Here is a 17,829-nt window from a genome sequence, read left to right on the forward strand (position 1 = left end):
GCACTCCCGCGACTCTCTACACTAAATAAGAGAGTATACAGATTCATTGGTAGTTTGATTTCCGCAGCGCTACATGAGGCGGAATAATCGCAGTTTCTTGGAGGTTTTGATGGTTTTTGTCTTGCCTAGTGTCAAATTTGATCTGGATATGATCAAAAAGTATGATAATCCTGCACCCAGATACACGAGTTACCCGCCCGCTACAGAGTTAAGCCCAGAATTTACTGTAACTGATTTTCACGATGCGATCGCCGCCTCCAATTACCGAAAATCTCCTCTGTCTTTATATTTCCATATCCCCTTTTGTGAGAGTGCTTGCTATTTCTGCGGTTGTAATACAGTAATTTCCCAAAATAAGAATATCGCCAAACCTTACTTAGAGCATTTGGTGCGCGAAATCAAGAACATGGCGCGCTTGATTGATTCAGACAGAAAAGTTCTGCAAATTCACTGGGGTGGTGGTACACCTAATTATTTAAATCAGGATCAAGTCAAATTTTTATGGAAACACATCACGGAAAACTTTAATATTGATCCACAAGCCGAAATTTCCATTGAAATTAATCCCGCCTATGTTGATCAAGAGTATATTTACTTTTTGCGTGAAGTAGGATTTAACCGCATTAGTTTTGGTATTCAGGATTTTAATCCCCAAGTACAACTAGCTGTAAATCGCCTCCAACCAGAAGAATTACTGTTTGATGTCATGACTTGGATTAAAGCAGCCAAGTTTGACAGTGTGAATGTAGATTTAATTTATGGTTTACCTTATCAAACTCTCCAGACATTTCAAGAAACTGTCAACAAGACAATTGCATTAGATCCTAACCGGATTGTTGTGTTTAACTTCGCCTATGTACCGTGGATGAAGCCAGCACAAAAAAATATTCCGCAAGCCGCATTACCGCAACCCCAAGAAAAGTTACAAATTCTCAAAATGACTATTGAAGAATTGACGAGTAACAAGTATCTTTTTATTGGGATGGATCATTTTGCTAAAGATAATGATGAATTAGCGATCGCACAACAAAATCACACCCTCCAGCGCAACTTTCAAGGATACACCACCCACGCAGGAACGGAACTCTTAGGATTTGGTGCGACATCCATCAGTATGCTTCATGATGCTTATGTGCAGAACCACAAACCATTAAAGGATTATTATCAGGCGATCGCCTCCGATATTTTACCCATTAGTAAAGGAATTAAACTGAGTCAAGATGACATCATCAGAAGAGATGTGATCATGTGTATTATGTCTCATTTTCATCTGAATAAGCAAGATATTGCCGAGAAATATCACATCAATTTCGATGAATATTTTCACCATGAGTTAAAAGCATTAGCGCACCTGCAAGCCGATGAACTCGTCAATATATCAACCAACCACATCCAGATTACAGATATCGGTAGGTTACTGGTGAGAAACATCGCTGTTATCTTTGATAATTATAGTCAAACCAGAGAACAGCGATTTTCTAGAGCAATTTAAGCTAAATATAAAGTGGTTGCGATTCAGGGCAATTCATCAATTGCCCACACATTCATCATCGGAAATCAGATTAATTGATTTAATTTAATATATAGTAAACTCAAATAAAATTTTCTCTACCTTTTGATTTTCATAACTCTTTCCTCTGACAGAAACAATTGTAAATAGCAATTGATAAACTGAATACAGTTGAGATATAGAGGAAATTTATGAATCTTATTGCTTGGGTAATATTAGGACTTTTGGCTGGTGCAATCGGTAAAGCAATTTATCCCGGTTCTCAAGGTGGTGGTATACTCTCAACAATGATTTTGGGTATTATCGGTGCGTTTATTGGAGGTAGTGTATTTTCGCTAATCCAAACGGGAACGCTGCAATTAACGGCTGCTAGTTTAAGTATCCCTGGTCTTTTTGTAGCAGTTATTGGTTCAATGATTGCTATTTATTTGTGGGGACTGTTTACCAGCCGCAGTAATGCCTAATTTAAATTAGCAGCTAGGTGATAAATAGAGAAAGAACTAGAGAAAGAACGCGTGCGTCTGCTAAACCTTTTCACAGAATCGTCTCGTAAGCTGAATATCACAAGTTTAGAACTAACGATAATGGCGGCGTTCTCTCAGCGTAAAACTTAATTGTTTAAATCCAACGCATCGATACTACCGTTTGGTAGTATCTCTAGCGGCTTTTTAGGTTGTGAGGCTGAAACCTAATTATAATCACTTTATTCTATCACAATTTTATCAGATTGCGTTATTTTTTTGCTTTAAAAATTCTGTAAGAGGTAGATTATGTTTTACCACAAAAAAGAACCAATTCACGCTGTAAACATTACTGAAGCTGACCCTCGTTTTGCTCAATTATTGCTAGAGCAGTTTGGGGGAGCAACGGGAGAACTATCAGCAGCTTTGCAATATTGGGTACAATCATTTCATGTAGAAAATGCTGGAATTCGAGATATGCTCCAAGACATTGCTTTGGAAGAATTCAGCCATTTAGAAATGGTTGGTAGACTGATTGAAGGTCATACCAAAAATATGGATCAAACAGAGGCATACAAAAGCACTCTGTTCGCTGTCAGAGGTATGGGACCTCACTTTCTAGATAGTCAAGGAAGTGCTTGGACGGCAAATTACTTGAATGAAGGCGGGGATGTAGTTCGGGATTTGAGAGCTAATATTGCGGCTGAAGCTGGCGCTCGTCAAACTTACGAAGAATTGATTAAGTTAGCAACAGACCAAGGAACGAAAAATACTTTGGTGCATCTATTAACACGAGAAGTTTCTCATACTCGAATGTTTATGAAAGCCCTCGATTCATTAGGTAAATTAACCGACCCATTCTTTGGTAATATTCAACCTGATGAAACGGTTGATATTTATTACAATCTATCTACAGATGGCGATGGTAAAGACCAGCGTGGCCCTTGGAATTCTGAGCCAGCATTCAACTACATTGCTAACCCCCTAGAACGCAAATCTTAAATACAGCACATTTCATTTTTGTAGGTAGGTTCTGGCGGGCAGTCCTTGCCCTCCCCCACAATATTTTCACTATTGCTTTTTTACCTCATATACCTGCAAATTGCTGTAAATAAAAATGTTGTGTATTAGTCAAGAATATACAACATTATTTGTAAACAGGGCATAAATCTTTGCCCACACCAAAACATTTAGCAGAAAACTGTATCTGTGTTTATCTGTGTTTATCTGTGGTTAATTCATTCTTCCTAAAAATTACAATTTAAAATCGGGAGATCGATTTGTGATTGTTAATGCTACACAAAATGGTTGGGAAATTATTTATCATCGCGCCCATGCTTTGCCAGCTGCTCAATTAGCAGGACAATGGCGACGTAAAAACCCTCCCGCAAGGTTATATCAAACCCTGGCGGCAATTTCTCATCATGATGAGTTAGAAAAAGAATGGGAAGAGTATAATCTGAGTGTTGGTGGTGCGCCAATGGACTTTACCCTGAGTCATGGTCAAGGTTAGATGGTTTTCGGAGATGTCTAATAGATAACTTGTACTAGATAGGGTTTGAAGTTTACTTTCTGCTTCATCCTGGTAATGTCTGCATTATCCAGTCCACAGACTAACACTGTCTAACTGACAGCTTTTGACAAATCAATTTTTGATAAATTGATAGCTGCGTTTAAATCTCTATCACACTCAAAACCGCAATTTTCACATTACGAATTATAAATTAAAAAGCGCCTGGGAGTGTTGCCGTGTTTCCACCCCAAACGCTTTTTATTTTTAACTTGCTCCTCACACACAACTAGACAATACTGCTGTTTGCTCCAAAGACAAGTGTAAGATGTGACAGTTTATCAACTGGCACAAGCTAAATCCCCAAGATTTAATGTAAAAAGTGGCGGATACCAGTTAATACCATGACTAAACCCAGTTCATTTGCAGCCTTGATGGAATCTTGGTCGCGCAAACTGCCGCCTGGTTGGACAATGGCAGTAATTCCGGCTGCTGCGGCTGTTTTCACGGAATCATCGAAGGGGAAAAATCCATCACTGGCGAGAATTGCACCTTGAGCTTTTGCGCCAGCTTGTTCTAAGGCAATTTTAACTGAACCAACGCGATTCATTTGACCAGCACCCACGCCTAAAGTAGTGCGATCGCTTGTAATCACAATAGCATTGGATTTAACGTGTTTACAGACCTTCCAAGCAAACAATAATTCGGCTAACTCGTCCGGGGTGGGTTGACGTTCGGTGACTACTTGCCATTTACTGGTATCAGCTTGAGCATCATCAGCAGCTTGGACTAAAAAACCACCTGCGATCGCTTTCACGGTATCCTGGAAACCACTACTCAAATCTGCTAATGTCAAAATCCGTAGTTTAGATTTCGCCGCCAAAATTTCTTGGGCTTCAGGTTCACAACCAGGCGCAACCACACATTCTAAAAATGTCTTAGTTAACTCATTCGCTGTCGCTGCATCAATGGGGCGATTAAGTGCCACAATTCCCCCAAAAGCTGAAACCGAATCAGCATTAAAAGCTTTTTGATATGCTTCCACCAGGGTAGTTCCCACAGCTACACCACAGGGGTTTGTGTGTTTAATCACCGTGGCTGCTGGGGTATCAGTAAACTCAGCAATAATTTGGCGGGCGGCTTCTAAATCAACCAAATTGTTATAACTCAGTTCCTTACCTTGTAATTTCGTCGCCGCAGCCCAACCCGTGGGAGTAGTCCCGCTTTGATACCAAGCAGCAGCTTGATGGGGGTTTTCACCGTAACGCAGAGATTGCAATTGCTGCCCAGAAAGGTTATATTCCTGGGGTAGAGAATCTTGAGATTGTTGGCTGAGATAAGCTGCTATCGCTTGATCATAACTAGCTGTGTGAGAGAAACCTTTTAAAGCACATTTTTGGCGAAACTCCAGAGATGCAGAATTGTTGTTTTGCCTTAATTCCTGCAAATATTCCTCATACTGTGCTGGGTCGCATAATACCGTGAGATGGGCAAAATTTTTCGATGCAGCCCGTAACATCGCCGGTCCACCGATATCAATTTGTTCCACCGCTTCAGATAAAGTTACCCCAGGTTTAGCAATAGTTTCCTCAAAGGGATAAAGATTCACTACCACTAAATCTATGGGGCGAATTTGGTTATTTTCTAAATCTGTCAAATGTTGGGGAATATCTCGCCGCGCCAAAATTCCGCCATGAATGCGAGGATGTAAGGTTTTAACTCGACCACCTAAAATTTCAGGTGAACCCGTATAATCAGAAACCTTGGTGACAGGTAGCCCCGCATCCTTGAGGGTTTGGGCGGTTCCCCCACTACTGATTAAATCAAAATTAAATTCTTCGACCAAGCGACGAGCCAGGTCAACTATACCAGTTTTGTTAGATACACTCAGCAGTGCTAGACGCGCCATGTTTTAGTTCCTCTGATGTAGGCTTTGAAGCGAAAGATCATCAGTTTTACATAAGCCTTGGTTCACTTCAAGACCAGATTACAGAACTCAGGGAGTGATAAATAAAAAAAGGCTGTAAACCATGAGGAGAATAAAAATGCGATCGCCTCAACAATCATCTTCTCAAGTCTGCGATTAGGCGATTCCTGCGGAGCGCTTCGCTATCGCTATTTCATACAACTACAAATATTCTCAAATGATTTGATGTGTTTTAGAAGGCGATCGCAAATAACCTCTCCGAACTCAGCTATTTTTGCTTGCTTAATCTTTGCTGAAAACAGATAACTTAAATGTAGGACTTACGCAACTGGCACAGGCGATGCCTGCGGCGGGCTACGCCTACGCTAAATTAAAGTACATTTGTATTATACAAGCGATGCAACTGGCACAAATAGGGAGCGGGCGTAGCCCGGCTACGCGACAATTTAAATTAAACCAAGCACATATTAAATTAAACTAAGCACATAGGAATACTTGGGCGTTTGAGTTGTTGAATTAAATTAGGACTTACGCAATAACTCTCTGCAACCCTCTTTCCTTCTCCCTTGGCGCTAGCCTCTCCCTTTGGGAGAAGGGGAGACGCTACGCGAACGTGGTTCGTTTTTTCATAATTTTGCGTAAGTCCTGATTCATTATATCGAAATACATAAGTTGGATAATTAATTTGGACATCTTTCGTGGGACTTACGCAGAAGGTAGATTTCAGAGAGTATGAACGCGCCCTACTCCCCACTCCCCACTCCCCATTCCCTAGCTAATCTTTCCACAATGCAATTCCACCTAATAAACCAGTGATATTCGGGATGAGTTTGACGTTTAAGGGTAGCTCAAGATTTACTCTGACAGCTTCACCGCCGCCAATGTAAAGGTAATCATAATTGAACAGACTTTGTAAAGAGGCGATCGCTTTATCTAAACGCTTATTCCATCTTTTATCACCAATTTTTTCTAACTCTGTGCGTCCGAGTTGTTCTTCATAGGTTTTCCCTTTGCGAAATTGATGATGTCCCATTTCCATATTTGGCACAAGTTTACCATTGATAAATAAAGCCGAACCAAAACCTGTACCCAAGGTAATTACCAATTCTAAGCCTTTACCTGTTACTGCCCCAAAACCCTGCATATCGGCATCATTAATCACTCGTACAGGCTTGTTGAGACGTTGTGATAATGCTGTTTCTAAGTCAAATCCAATCCAATCTCGATATAAGTTAGCGGCTGTTTCTGTGACTCCCTGGCGCACTACACCAGGAAAACCGACGGAAACGCGATGAAATTCGCCTTGAGATGCTGCTAACACTTCCATAGCATCAATAATCATTTCTGGTTTAGCCGGTTGGGGTGTCTCTAAACGCATCCTTTTGGTTATGGGATTTCCTGTAATATCTAAAACCAGCGCTTTGACACCACTACCGCCAATATCAACTGATAGGGTACGAATAGATTCATGATCTTCAACCATTGACTTTTTTCCTTCTTACTGCTTGGTGTACTAGAGACTGAAGAGGCAGGGGAGCACCGGAGCAGGGAGGAGTTAGAAGTTACTTTAAACTTCCGGTTACTTAAAAACCATTCCTCTTCTCCCCTGCACCCTGCCCCCTGCCCCCGTTCCTCTTCTCAAATCTCGTTAACATAAAAATGACGCGATAGTAGTAAGATGCACAGCTTTATTCCCCCAGAACGGTTTTTTCCCTACCTAACTTGGACTGATATCCAGGCTATGCCGGATAAGGAAAATGTGGTAATCATTCAACCAGTGGGGGCGATTGAACAGCATGGCCCTCATTTACCTCTGATTGTTGATGCTGCTATTGGTGTAGGAGTTCTGGGAGCAGCCCTGAAAAAACTGGATGTTAGGATTCCCGCCTATGCTTTACCCACTCTCTATTATGGTAAATCGAATGAGCATTGGCATTTTCCCGGAACGATAACTTTAAGTACTCAAACCCTGACAGCAATTATTATGGAAATGGGTGAAAGTATTTACCGGGCTGGGTTTAGAAAATTGGTGTTGATGAATTCCCACGGCGGACAACCCCAAGTTATGCAAATGGTGGCGCGGGATTTGCATATTCAATATGATGATTTTTTGGTGTTTCCTTTGTTTACTTGGCGTGTGCCTCATATCACCAAAGAATTATTAACACCGAAGGAAGCAACTCAAGGAATGCACGCGGGAGATGCGGAAACTAGCATTATGTTGGCGATTTTACCAGAACAGGTCAAAATGGATTTAGCTGTTGCAGAGTATCCACCAGAACAACCCCAAAGCAGTTTACTGAGTTTAGAGGGTAAGTTACCTGTGTCTTGGGCGACGCGGGATGTGAGTAAAAGTGGTGTAATTGGCGACGCGACCACCGCAACGAAGGAAAAAGGCGATCGCATCCTGGAATCTGTCTCTGATGGTTGGGTACAAGCCATTCAAGATATTTACGCTTTTCAACCACCCCAACCCCGGTAATCTAATTCTCCCCTCTCCTTAATAAGGCTACCGTGTACACACAAATGATTGAGTTACCCCAAATCTTTTTTTGTAGGGTGCGTTAGGACTAAAGTCCATAACGCACCCTACCAAATGAAAGGTTTTTGGACTTGTGTGTATACCGTGGTTCCTTAATAAGGAGAGGGGCTGGGGGTGAGGTTCTGTCTTTTCCCAGAGGAGTTGGGGGTAAGGTGCGGTTGAGGTAGATAACCAACACCCCATATCTTTTTCTAGATTTGCTAATGTAAAGATAGTACAAACAAGATTAATGGTGGCTCACACTAAGAGATAATAATTATGACGGCATTTGAACCTCAGAGCCTTCGTTCTTATAGCCAAGAGGATGTGCAGCGAATTCTCCAGTTAGCGATCGCTCGTCAAGCTGATGACCAAGATAAGGAATTTTCTTATCAGCAACTTTTGGAAATTGCTAAAGAGTTAGATATATCACCAGATGCTCTAAATCTAGCAGAAATTGACTGGCGATCGCAACATAGCGAAATTCAACAGAGAGAAGCTTTTAATTCCTACCGTCTAGGAAGATTTAAGAAACGTGTTGGTAATTACGCAATTATTAACAGTTTTTTGATGCTGCTAGATATCGTCGGTGGTGGCGGTCTTGCTTGGTCATTGTATTTTTTACTATTTTGCGGCTTGACATTAGGGCTGGATATTTGGAATACCTTTCAAACCAAAGGTGAAGAATACGAAATGGCTTTTCAAAAGTGGAATCGCAAACATCAAATTAAACAAACCATTAACACAGTTGTGAATAAGTGGTTTAAATCCTTACAAATTTAGTTAATTGAGAGCAAAGTTTTGGTCAGAAAATCATCCTATTTTTTGATAAAAACCTCTAGATATTTTCTAGAGGAATTATCTAATTTGCCCACGAATCTCACCACTAGGGAAACTGGTTGATTATTTTTGAGAGTACCTCATAAACCTGCAATACGCTGTAATTGTATTTATCCGTTACTTTGTAAATATTCAATCGCCGCCTCTAATTTTGAAGGGTAACTTTCAGCAAACTTTTCAAACCAAAGACCTTCGGAAGAAAACGGATCTAATTTCTTTAACCATTTCTGTGCTTCAACCTTCAAAGCTTCTAGTTTTTGGGCTTTAATTTGAGCTTGGCGAATTTTTTCCTGTTCTAATTCTTGCTGTTTTTTTAACTCCTCAGCTTCATCTTTTGCTGCAAAATCAGCCCTAAGTTCTGCCAAAACCCTATCATCTAAAGATAAAGATTTTGGTGGTTGTGGAGTAAATGATTTAGCTGAATTTTTCTGTGGTTGTGGTTTTACGGGTTTGGCTTCATATTCAGCTTTGAGTTCAGCTAGTATCTTATCCATAGAATCCATGCTTTTAAATTAGTAAGTCACGGCGTAAATAGAGTAACAAGTTAAAACTTGAAAAAGCAGATTATATAGCGTATAATAGCCTGCCAGGTCAAGAATTATCTGTGTTTATCTCAGGACTTACGCAAAATCATGAAAAAACGAACCACATTCGCGTAGCGTCTCCCCTTCTCCCAAAGGGAGAGGCTAGCGCCAAGGGAGAAGAACGCGTTGGCGCTAGCCTCTCCCCTTGGGAGAAGGACACGAAGGAAAGAGGGTTGCAGAGAGTTATTGCGTAAGTCCTATATCTGTGTTTATCTGTGGTTAATTAATTCTTCTCCCCTTCTCCCAAAGCCGAGGAAGACGCGAACGCAAAAGCGAACGCGTACGTAAACAGGCGATAACTGCTATATCAGCCTTGAGACTTTTAACGAACGCCTAACGGTGCTAATCGGTAATAGCATTGAGTAGCACTTCCGATAGACTAACATCTTCCATATCTTCCATTGTAATGGTGTCGCAGATATCAAATTTAGCGCCAGCGCTTTGGAGGTCATCATCTAAGATTTTCAGAAAGCGGGTAGCTTGTGCATCTGTACCAACTTGAATGAAAGAAATACCTAATTCTTGCTCGGTATCCAGACGGCGAGAGGTTTCAATAATTACCTTCATTACCGCTTTGCGGTCATCTGGTTCGCCATCAGTAACTACCAAGATGATTTCACCATTGGGCTTAGTTTGACCCGAACTTTTACGTTGAAAGTAATCATCCGTGGCGTGTTTCAGCACAGATGCTAAGTCTGTAGAACCAGAGGGGTCATTTTCTTGAAAGATTTGTGTTACCTTAGCGGCTGTCACATTATCATAGCGCTTGAATCTACCGGAAAATAAATATATAGTGATGCCATCTGGATCAAATTGCTCGCACTTACTCGCTAAGGCTAAAGTGGATTCTTGTGCTGATACCCATCTAGTTCTACCACCTTTTTGATCTGGGGTAGCCATGCTACCGCTTTTGTCGATAATTAGTGTATAGTCTCGATTTTCGAGCATAATTTAATTTTCCCCTGATAACTTTGTATTTTCACTATAGCAACCCGATTTGATGCGATTAATTGACTCAGGGCTTTTCTCGGTAGTTTCTGAGCAATGTTCGGGTTATTTTGGCAAAATGTGGGGCGGGGAAAATATGGGCGCAAGCGATCGCCCGCGATTTGGGTTAGACTAAGAAAAGCGATCGCTTGCAATGTGACTATTCCTCTAAGTCAATCCAAATACTACCTTCTTCCACACGCACAGGGAAAACCGATAGTGTCTTTGACTGTGAAATCTTAGATAGAATTGTACCGACAACAGGTGGCCAGGGACACCAGTCCTGAACCTCACCAGTACGGAGGTCAAAAGCACTGCGATGAATAGGACAAACAATTGCCCCACCTTCAGTAATTTTACCATTTTTCATCGGCATTTTTAAATGAGGGCAGGTATTATCCACAGCATAAACCTGACTCTCGTGGTTCACAAGCAAAATTTTCCTTGTACCAACTTTTACCACTTGTCTCCCCTCTGATGCTAGCGCATCAGCCGCAAGAACTTTAGTCCAGGTCATGAGGTTCTCCATTCTGAATGATCTGCTTTCAGTTTCTCGCAATTGTTACCAGTGCGATCGCCTGGATTAACTTAGTTAACTGAATGTTTTGGCGGTAGGATCTTAATAAGGTGTAAACTTATTCAGACTGGCCGCTCTTATGCCAAAAAAATCAACATCTTCATCCCAGTCCCCAACGACAAAATCACTGGCGCTTTCATCTATCCATATCCGTCTAGAGACTTTAGGTAAAGAACACCAGTGGTTATTGAAACAAATTAAGAGAAAACGCACAGAACTGCAAAATTTTGTGGAACAGATGCGTTCTGTAGCCGCAGATATATTTCAAAGATGTCATCCCCAGTTCCAAAAACTCGTAGATATCGACCGAGAAATTCATACTTTGTTTGATGAAATTTTGACTCGGAGAAAATTGGGTAAGCAGAGCAAAAAAGATATTGAAGCAATTTACTATCAACTGCAAATAGCGAGAATTATCAGTCCCAAACCCCAAAATTTTTCAGAAGATGAAGACACAGAACTAGACGAATTATTTGAAACTAAAGACCCAGAAGATGATTTTTCAGGAACGCATACAGAAGAAAATCATCAATATCAACAAACGCCAGAGGATCTAGACTTTTCTTCTAGTAAAAAATCGGATGCAGCCAGAAAAATTCGGCAAACATTTTTAAGCTTAGCAGAAATATTTCACCCAGACAAGGTAAAAGATAGCGAAACTCAAATGCGTCATACCGAAATCATGAAAGAAATTAATAAAGCCTACCAAGAAGGTGACTTAGCTCGACTATTGGAAATTGAACAGCAACATCAAATAGGCACAAATATTGATATTAGTAGTGAAGACGATTTAACGCGCCAATGTACGAGGATAACACAGCAAAATGAAATCCTCAAAAATCAATATGAGACATTAAAAGAGGAACTTCGCTCAGTCAAAAGAACCCCAGAAGGCGCGATGGTTTCGGACTGTCGAAAAGCCGCGAGAGAAGGAATAGATGCAATTGGAAGTATGGCGGAACAAGTAGAAGCAGAAATTCAAACAATCGCCGCCATCCGCGATTTTGTCAAAGAATTCCGAGAGCAGAAAATCACTATCAAAGAATTCCTCTGTGGTCCAGTAAACCTGCGCCATATGCACCAAGACACAGAGGATGATATGTTTGAAGAAATGTTCGTTGAATTAGGTGAAATTATGTTCTTCTAAAAACTTAACAAAATGGAATTAAAAAAACATAGAACCATCTAACTTAAAAACAAATATAGCGTTTCCTCAACTACTAGGTATGATATTATCTGTGTAGCCTACGGCAAGACGCTAACGCGTCTACATCTGTGATTAAATCATTCTTTATTAGTACCTACAAACGGCGGAAGCGCTATATATAAATAAATACAGTTCAGTTAGATCAAAAAACCTGTGATAACTTATGCAAAAACTCTTTAAAACCTTCTTTCCTTTGTGTCCTTCGTACCTTCTCCCAAAGGGAGAGACTAGCGCCAACGTGGTTCGTTTCTTCTTAATTTTGTGTCAGTGCTGCCCTTAACTGAACCGTATTGATATATAAATAATTAAATTCCTCAAAACTGATAAAATATTTCACAATGCCCAAAAAAAAGAAATGGCACAGGGAAAAATCTTACTAAAACCCGGAACGTTGTGGAAAAGTATCAAAGAGCAGACTGAAAATGCCTTAAAATGTGGAGCTTTGCTGTCAATACCAACAGATTTTGAATTTGTCGAGCAGAATGGGAGCAAATTTCTAGTCAGAATTTTATCTAATCTTGCCCGCAAAGACACAGCCAAACGGCAAGAGAAAAAAACTAATCCCTTTCTTCCCTATGAGCAAGATTTATTCGTCGCCGATATTTCCCAGACTCATGTTTGTATATTAAACAAATTCAACGTTGTTGACTATCACCTGCTAATTATTACCCGCGCCTTTGAAGAACAGGAAAAATTACTCAACTTAGAAGATTTTGCAGCTATGTGGGCGTGTCTAGCTGAGTTTGAGGGTTTGGCGTTCTACAATGGTGGTAAAATTGCTGGAGCAAGTCAGCCACATAAACATCTGCAAATAGTACCCTTACCACTAACACCGTCAGGGGTGCAAATACCGATAGAACCGCTACTGAAATCAGCACAATTTACAGATTCTGTGACAACTGTACCGGAATTGCCCTTTATTCATGCTTTAGCGAAATTAGACCCAAATTGGAGTAATTCACCCTTAGAAGCCGCAGCAGCAACGCTGGAGCTATATCAGAGCTTATTGAGTGCTGTGGGTTTAGAGGCTGTAGACGACAATAGACAATCTGGGGCGTACAATCTTTTAGCTACACGAGAATGGATGTTAATTGTACCGCGATCGCACGAGCATTTTGATTCTATATCTGTCAACTCCTTGGGATTTGCGGGTGGGTTGCTAGTGCGGAATGAGCAACAAATGCAGATTATCAAAGAACAAGGGCCAATGACTATTTTGCAGAATGTGGCTTTACCTGTGGTATAGAACCTCACCCCCAGCCCCTCCGGTGCAAGCGAGGAGGGGAGAGAAAGCATAGCAGATGTTAGTCCTAACGCACCGAAAATCTAGGATGGTGCGTTGCGCTACGCGACAACACACCCTACAAAAAATGATTTTGAGTAATTTACAGCAGTTTTCATCTATTTAGACAACACTCTTGATTCCTCTCTGCGCCTCTGCGCCTCTGCGTGAAACAAAAAAATGTGGTTCATTTACCCGAAAATCGCTGTAATCATTTTTGTGTACACGGTAGCCTTAGCCTTATTAAGGAGAGGGGGGAGTTGGAGCTAATTTATTTCTTGGCGACGATGATTGGCGGCTTGTAATAATAAGGACTCGGCAAAGGCGATCGCATCTGTGGCAGATTTACCCCCGGCTAACTGCGCTAGTTCTTCTCGGCGATGGCTGAGATTTTCTAAATTAGTGACTCGCACCACAGTACGCTGCTCTGTATTATTACTTTGGGTAATTGTTTGTTTATCTACACGGAAATGTCGATCAGCCATCGCTGCAACTAAAGGCTGATGGGTGACGCATAATACTTGGTTATTTTGACTGAGCTGATGTAATTTTTCGGCGATCGCCTGAGCAACTCTCCCAGAAACTCCCACATCAATTTCATCAAATACCATTGTTTCGGCGGCATCTACTTGACAAAAACACGCTTTTAGTGCTAATAAAAACCGACTCATTTCACCACCAGAGGCGATCGCAATTAAAGGTTGCAGAGGTTCCCCAGGGTTCGGGCTAAACATAAAGGTAATTTTATCTGCACCTGCGGCTGTGGGGGAAATCGGCGCTATCTCCACCTGAAATTTCACCTTTTCCATCGCTAAAGGTTTAAGTTCACACAGCAATTGAGATTCTAAATGTGCGGCGGTTTGACGACGCAATTTTGTTAACTTTGCACAAGCTTGGGTAAGCTGGATAAAACAGGCAGCTTCCTGTTGTTCTAAACTTTCAATCGATTGTTCGCTATCATTGAGTTCTGCCAATTCCCCTTGAATGCGTTGGTAATATGCGATCGCTTCTGTCAAAGTCGGTCCATACTTGCGACACATTTGTTTTAACTCTTGAATCCGCTCTTCTACTTCTTCCAATCGTTGGGGATCAGCTTCTAAACTACTTCCATAAGCATTAATTTGTCTTCCCACCTCAATCATCACAGTTTGAGCATCCCTCACCAAATCTAACAAAGGTTGCAGTTGGAAATCATACTCTACCATGTCAATTAATGTCGCTTCACTGTCCCCCAATAAATCTGCGGCGGCTGGGGTTTCATTATCGTTTTGATACAAGGACTGATACACCTTGTAACTCATATGTTGCAGTTCCACGACATGATTGAGCCGTTCTCGTTCCTGCACCAATTGTTCCCATTCCTGGGGATCATCGAGGTTCGCAGCTCCCAATTCTTGTATTTGATAGGTAAGTAAATCGAGTTGCTGGAGACGTTCCCGTTCTGATGTCCGGCGTTTTTCTAATACCAGATGGGCTTTTTGGTAAGCAGTAAAAGCCGTGGCGATAATTTGACGCTGTTGTAGTAACGAGTCACCACCATACACATCTAACCATTCCCGGACTTGGGCAGATTGTCCCACCTGTACAGTTTGACCTTGGGCGGTAATTTCCACCAGGCGATCGCGCAAACCTCCCATAATTTGCCGATTTACCAACACCCCATTCACCCGTGACCGACTGCGGATATTACTAGCAGTGGCGGTAATTTCTCGGCTAACTATGACACAGTTATCTTCAATCAAATCGATTTCTTGTTCAATCAACCAAGCAGTTAAGGCCGGATTCGATGTAAAAGTAGCTTCTACCATTGAGCGATTCGTACCAGTGCGAATCACTCGACTAGAGACTTTACCGCCCAAAGCCGCATCAATCGCATCTAAGATAATCGATTTTCCCGCGCCGGTTTCACCTGTCAGCACATTAAGTCCAGCGCCAAATTCCAGTTCCAGTTGGTCAATTAGGGCAAAATTTTGGATTCGCAGGTAAAGCAACATCAAGCCAAATTCTCCGTGAGGGCAGATGCCGAGACTTTTAAGTTACACAATACTCAGCACTATCTTTTCGTTACCTGTCTTTGGTGCATTTTGTGTATATTTTTATGATACAACGCTTTGCAATGGAAAATCTACACTTGGTTTCCATTGCCGGCAGTGAACAAAACCCACTGGACTGACACAGCTAAAATAGTGCATGATGATGTTCTTGTGGAACAGGCATCTTGCCTGTTCTGGGGGATGCACAGAGCTTACCCCACAATTTTATCCATTTTGGAGAGATGCTTGTTTGTAAACTTATTGTTACAATAATTTACAAGCTTAATCCGACCGATGGCTGAGTTCATGATTGTTAAGACATTTCCCCCGACTTCCCGACAAACCGAGGACGAACCACAAGTGACTGAAGTAGTAACAGAAAATGGCGCATCAACTTTGGTTGTTCGTTCACCAAAACGCATAAACCAAAATTTAGAAACCGATGCCATACTTTACGATCCCCAAGAGATAGGAGCATATTATCGCAAACGCCCCCTGAAAGTTTTACAACGGATTTTTGCAGTGTTGGGGCCGACTATTTCCTTTGTTTTTGGGTTGTGGTGGGACAGCCGCCGGGGAATAGTCGTGAAAAAAGAACGCCGCCGAGCCGTTCAGTTGCGAGAATTACTGACGAAATTGGGACCTGCTTACATTAAAATTGGACAGGCTTTATCCACTAGACCGGATTTGGTTCCTCCGGTATACCTGGAAGAATTAACCAGGTTACAAGACCAATTACCGCCGTTTGCTAACGAAATTGCATACCAATTTATTGAAGAAGAATTAGGCGCAACACCCCAGGAGATTTACGCCCAAATCTCGCGTCATCCAATTGCCGCAGCTTCTTTGGGGCAAGTTTATAAGGGTAAACTGAAAACTGGTGAAGAAGTCGCCATTAAAGTTCAACGCCCTGATTTAAGAGAAAGAATTGCCATTGATTTGTTTATTTTGCGCCAACTGGCGGCTTGGGTAAAAAACCGAGTTAAAAGAATTCGTAGTGATTTAGTTGGTATTCTCGATGAATTAGGCGATCGCATCTTTGAAGAGATGGATTATATTCATGAAGGAGAAAATGCCGAACGCTTCTTTGAGTTATATGGACATATAGAAGACATTTACGTACCCAAAATTTACTGGGAATACACCAATCGTCGCGTCTTGACGATGGAGTGGATAAACGGCACAAAATTAACCCAAACAGCCGAAATTAACGCCCAAGGGATCGATGCTCGTTATTTGATTGAAGTGGGTGTACAATGTTCTCTGCGCCAGCTACTAGAACACGGATTTTTCCACGCTGACCCCCACCCAGGTAATTTGTTAGCTACACCAGAGGGGAAATTAGCTTATCTCGACTTTGGGATGATGAGTGAGGTGCAGCCGCCCCAAAGATATGGTTTAATTGAGGCGATCGTTCACGTTGTTAACCGTGACTTTGAAGGTTTAGCCAACGACTACGTAAAGTTAGATTTTTTATCCCCAGAAACAGACTTAACACCAATTATTCCCGCATTTGCGAGAGTGTTCGCTGATGCTCAAGGAGCCAGTGTTGCTGACTTAAACATCAAAAGCATCACAGATGAACTCTCAGCTTTGATGTATGAGTATCCTTTCCGTGTACCGCCCTACTACGCCTTAATTATTCGCTCCCTGGTAACATTGGAAGGTATCGCGATATATATAGACCCCGAATTTAAAGTTCTCAGCGAAGCATATCCTTATGTTGCGAAACGCCTGTTAACCGACCAAGCACCGCAATTAAGAACATCTCTGCAAAACTTGCTGTTTAAAGATGAAAAATTCCGGTGGAATCGTTTAGAAAACTTGCTACGTAACGCGAAGAAAAATCAAGATTACGACTTCAATCTAGTTTTAGACCAGGGCGTAGAATTTCTTTCTTCTGAACGCGGTTCATTTATTCGCGACAGGCTGGTAGATGAATTTCTGAATGGAATCAATGCTGTAGGCAAAAATATTCTACACAATTTCACTTATGTACTACGAGAACGAGTAGGTTTGACAGCAGTTAACGAAACCCCAGGAGCGACAGTTGAACAACAACAAACCTTAGAGCATATTAAAAATATTTTAAATATTCTCCAAGCCACCCGTGGTTTTGACCCACTACAACTTGCGCCCCAACTCGCTCAATTGTTAGTAAATCCAGGTGTCCAGCGTTTGGGTCAACAAATTACCAATCGCTTGACGCAAAAAGCCATCGCCCGGTTAATTCGCGAGTTATTAGCTGCGGAAGAAGTCAACAACAGCAAAGGTGATGCGTTAAACAAACCTGCAAGAGCATCTTTACCCGCAAGAGTGTAGAACCTCACCCCCAACCCCTCTCCTTATCAAGGAACTACGGTGTACACACAAGTGATCTGATCCCCCTA

General features: G+C 41.6%; 14 protein-coding genes and 2 pseudogenes. 9 read left to right on the plus strand and 7 right to left on the minus strand.

Features of this window, described 5'->3' with window-relative positions; genetic code table 11:
• Positions 1-109: 109 nt before the first annotated feature.
• From hemN to NSP_RS02120, 4 genes and pseudogenes are all read left to right on the plus strand, one after another.
• Entirely contained in the window at positions 110-1,492 is a 1,383-nt protein-coding gene (gene hemN / locus NSP_RS02105; RefSeq protein WP_006196544.1) for an oxygen-independent coproporphyrinogen III oxidase, read from the plus strand.
• A gap of 209 nt (positions 1,493-1,701) precedes the next feature.
• On the plus strand, positions 1,702-1,974 hold the full coding sequence (locus NSP_RS02110) for a GlsB/YeaQ/YmgE family stress response membrane protein (RefSeq protein ID WP_006196543.1): 273 nt from the start codon (positions 1,702-1,704) through the stop codon (positions 1,972-1,974).
• Positions 1,975-2,280: 306 nt separating this feature from the next.
• Entirely contained in the window at positions 2,281-2,973 is a 693-nt protein-coding gene (locus NSP_RS02115; protein ID WP_006196542.1) for a manganese catalase family protein, read from the plus strand.
• Between the two features lie 280 nt (positions 2,974-3,253).
• Positions 3,254-3,469, plus strand: a pseudogene (locus NSP_RS02120) (DUF3891 family protein); the annotation flags it as partial.
• Between the two features lie 125 nt (positions 3,470-3,594).
• Here NSP_RS02120 and NSP_RS27335 read toward each other — a convergent pair.
• The 3 genes and pseudogenes from NSP_RS27335 to NSP_RS02135 all read right to left on the minus strand — a co-directional run.
• Positions 3,595-3,681: pseudogene (locus NSP_RS27335) on the minus strand (zinc ribbon domain-containing protein); the annotation flags it as partial.
• A 170-nt stretch (positions 3,682-3,851) separates the two neighbouring features.
• Entirely contained in the window at positions 3,852-5,390 is a 1,539-nt protein-coding gene (gene purH, locus NSP_RS02125) for a bifunctional phosphoribosylaminoimidazolecarboxamide formyltransferase/IMP cyclohydrolase (RefSeq protein WP_006196540.1), read from the minus strand.
• Positions 5,391-6,183: 793 nt separating this feature from the next.
• Positions 6,184-6,891: an ROK family protein gene (locus NSP_RS02135; RefSeq protein WP_006196538.1), complete on the minus strand. Its 708-nt coding sequence runs from the start codon at positions 6,889-6,891 to the stop codon at positions 6,184-6,186.
• Positions 6,892-7,086: 195 nt separating this feature from the next.
• Here NSP_RS02135 and NSP_RS02140 point away from each other — a divergent pair, with 195 nt between their 5' ends.
• Both NSP_RS02140 and NSP_RS02145 read left to right on the plus strand, forming a co-directional pair.
• On the plus strand, positions 7,087-7,890 hold the full coding sequence (locus NSP_RS02140; protein ID WP_006196537.1) for a creatininase family protein: 804 nt from the start codon (positions 7,087-7,089) through the stop codon (positions 7,888-7,890).
• Between the two features lie 318 nt (positions 7,891-8,208).
• Positions 8,209-8,712 carry a 2TM domain-containing protein gene (locus NSP_RS02145; RefSeq protein ID WP_006199025.1) on the plus strand — a complete coding sequence of 168 codons (504 nt, stop codon included), beginning with the start codon at positions 8,209-8,211 and terminating at the stop codon, positions 8,710-8,712.
• Positions 8,713-8,879: 167 nt separating this feature from the next.
• On the opposite strand, the gene NSP_RS02150 is transcribed toward NSP_RS02145, so the two are convergent.
• The 3 genes from NSP_RS02150 to NSP_RS02160 all read right to left on the minus strand — a co-directional run bounded on the left by NSP_RS02150 (position 8,880) and on the right by NSP_RS02160 (position 10,857).
• A complete protein-coding gene (locus tag NSP_RS02150) occupies positions 8,880-9,272 on the minus strand; it encodes a salt stress protein, Slr1339 family (protein ID WP_006199024.1) in 393 nt (130 codons plus the stop codon).
• 423 nt (positions 9,273-9,695) lie between these two features.
• Positions 9,696-10,301 (minus strand): vWA domain-containing protein, encoded by a 606-nt coding sequence (locus NSP_RS02155; RefSeq protein ID WP_006199022.1) that lies wholly within the window; start codon positions 10,299-10,301, stop codon positions 9,696-9,698.
• A 199-nt stretch (positions 10,302-10,500) separates the two neighbouring features.
• Positions 10,501-10,857, minus strand: coding sequence for a Rieske (2Fe-2S) protein (locus NSP_RS02160; protein ID WP_042203083.1), 357 nt, complete (start codon positions 10,855-10,857; stop codon positions 10,501-10,503).
• Positions 10,858-10,996: 139 nt separating this feature from the next.
• On the opposite strand from NSP_RS02160, the gene NSP_RS02165 reads away from it, so the two are divergent.
• Positions 10,997-12,064 carry a J domain-containing protein gene (locus NSP_RS02165; RefSeq protein WP_006199020.1) on the plus strand — a complete coding sequence of 356 codons (1,068 nt, stop codon included), beginning with the start codon at positions 10,997-10,999 and terminating at the stop codon, positions 12,062-12,064.
• Positions 12,065-12,479: 415 nt separating this feature from the next.
• A complete protein-coding gene (locus NSP_RS02170; protein WP_006199019.1) occupies positions 12,480-13,370 on the plus strand; it encodes an ATP adenylyltransferase family protein in 891 nt (296 codons plus the stop codon).
• Positions 13,371-13,672: 302 nt separating this feature from the next.
• Here NSP_RS02170 and recN read toward each other — a convergent pair whose 3' ends face one another.
• Positions 13,673-15,400 carry a DNA repair protein RecN gene (gene recN, locus NSP_RS02175; RefSeq protein ID WP_006199018.1) on the minus strand — a complete coding sequence of 576 codons (1,728 nt, stop codon included), beginning with the start codon at positions 15,398-15,400 and terminating at the stop codon, positions 13,673-13,675.
• Between the two features lie 345 nt (positions 15,401-15,745).
• Between recN and NSP_RS02180 the strand changes: the two genes are divergently transcribed.
• A complete protein-coding gene (locus NSP_RS02180) occupies positions 15,746-17,761 on the plus strand; it encodes an ABC1 kinase family protein (protein ID WP_017803762.1) in 2,016 nt (671 codons plus the stop codon).
• Positions 17,762-17,829: the final 68 nt, after the last annotated feature.

Origin of the sequence: Nodularia spumigena CCY9414 (assembly GCF_000340565.2) — a bacterium.
Classification (GTDB): Bacteria; Cyanobacteriota; Cyanobacteriia; order Cyanobacteriales; family Nostocaceae; genus Nodularia; species Nodularia spumigena.

Coding starts and splice junctions, on each gene's coding strand:
- hemN (WP_006196544.1), top strand. CDS start 110: ATGGTTTTTGTCTTGCCTAGTGTCAAATTTGATCTGGATATGATCAAA.
- NSP_RS02160 (WP_042203083.1), bottom strand. CDS start 10,857: ATGACCTGGACTAAAGTTCTTGCGGCTGATGCGCTAGCATCAGAGGGG.
- NSP_RS02165 (WP_006199020.1), top strand. CDS start 10,997: ATGCCAAAAAAATCAACATCTTCATCCCAGTCCCCAACGACAAAATCA.
- purH (WP_006196540.1), bottom strand. CDS start 5,390: ATGGCGCGTCTAGCACTGCTGAGTGTATCTAACAAAACTGGTATAGTT.
- NSP_RS02180 (WP_017803762.1), top strand. CDS start 15,746: ATGATTGTTAAGACATTTCCCCCGACTTCCCGACAAACCGAGGACGAA.
- NSP_RS02135 (WP_006196538.1), bottom strand. CDS start 6,891: ATGGTTGAAGATCATGAATCTATTCGTACCCTATCAGTTGATATTGGC.
- NSP_RS02150 (WP_006199024.1), bottom strand. CDS start 9,272: ATGGATTCTATGGATAAGATACTAGCTGAACTCAAAGCTGAATATGAA.
- NSP_RS02155 (WP_006199022.1), bottom strand. CDS start 10,301: ATGCTCGAAAATCGAGACTATACACTAATTATCGACAAAAGCGGTAGC.
- NSP_RS02140 (WP_006196537.1), top strand. CDS start 7,087: ATGCACAGCTTTATTCCCCCAGAACGGTTTTTTCCCTACCTAACTTGG.
- NSP_RS02110 (WP_006196543.1), top strand. CDS start 1,702: ATGAATCTTATTGCTTGGGTAATATTAGGACTTTTGGCTGGTGCAATC.
- recN (WP_006199018.1), bottom strand. CDS start 15,400: ATGTTGCTTTACCTGCGAATCCAAAATTTTGCCCTAATTGACCAACTG.
- NSP_RS02145 (WP_006199025.1), top strand. CDS start 8,209: ATGACGGCATTTGAACCTCAGAGCCTTCGTTCTTATAGCCAAGAGGAT.
- NSP_RS02115 (WP_006196542.1), top strand. CDS start 2,281: ATGTTTTACCACAAAAAAGAACCAATTCACGCTGTAAACATTACTGAA.
- NSP_RS02170 (WP_006199019.1), top strand. CDS start 12,480: ATGGCACAGGGAAAAATCTTACTAAAACCCGGAACGTTGTGGAAAAGT.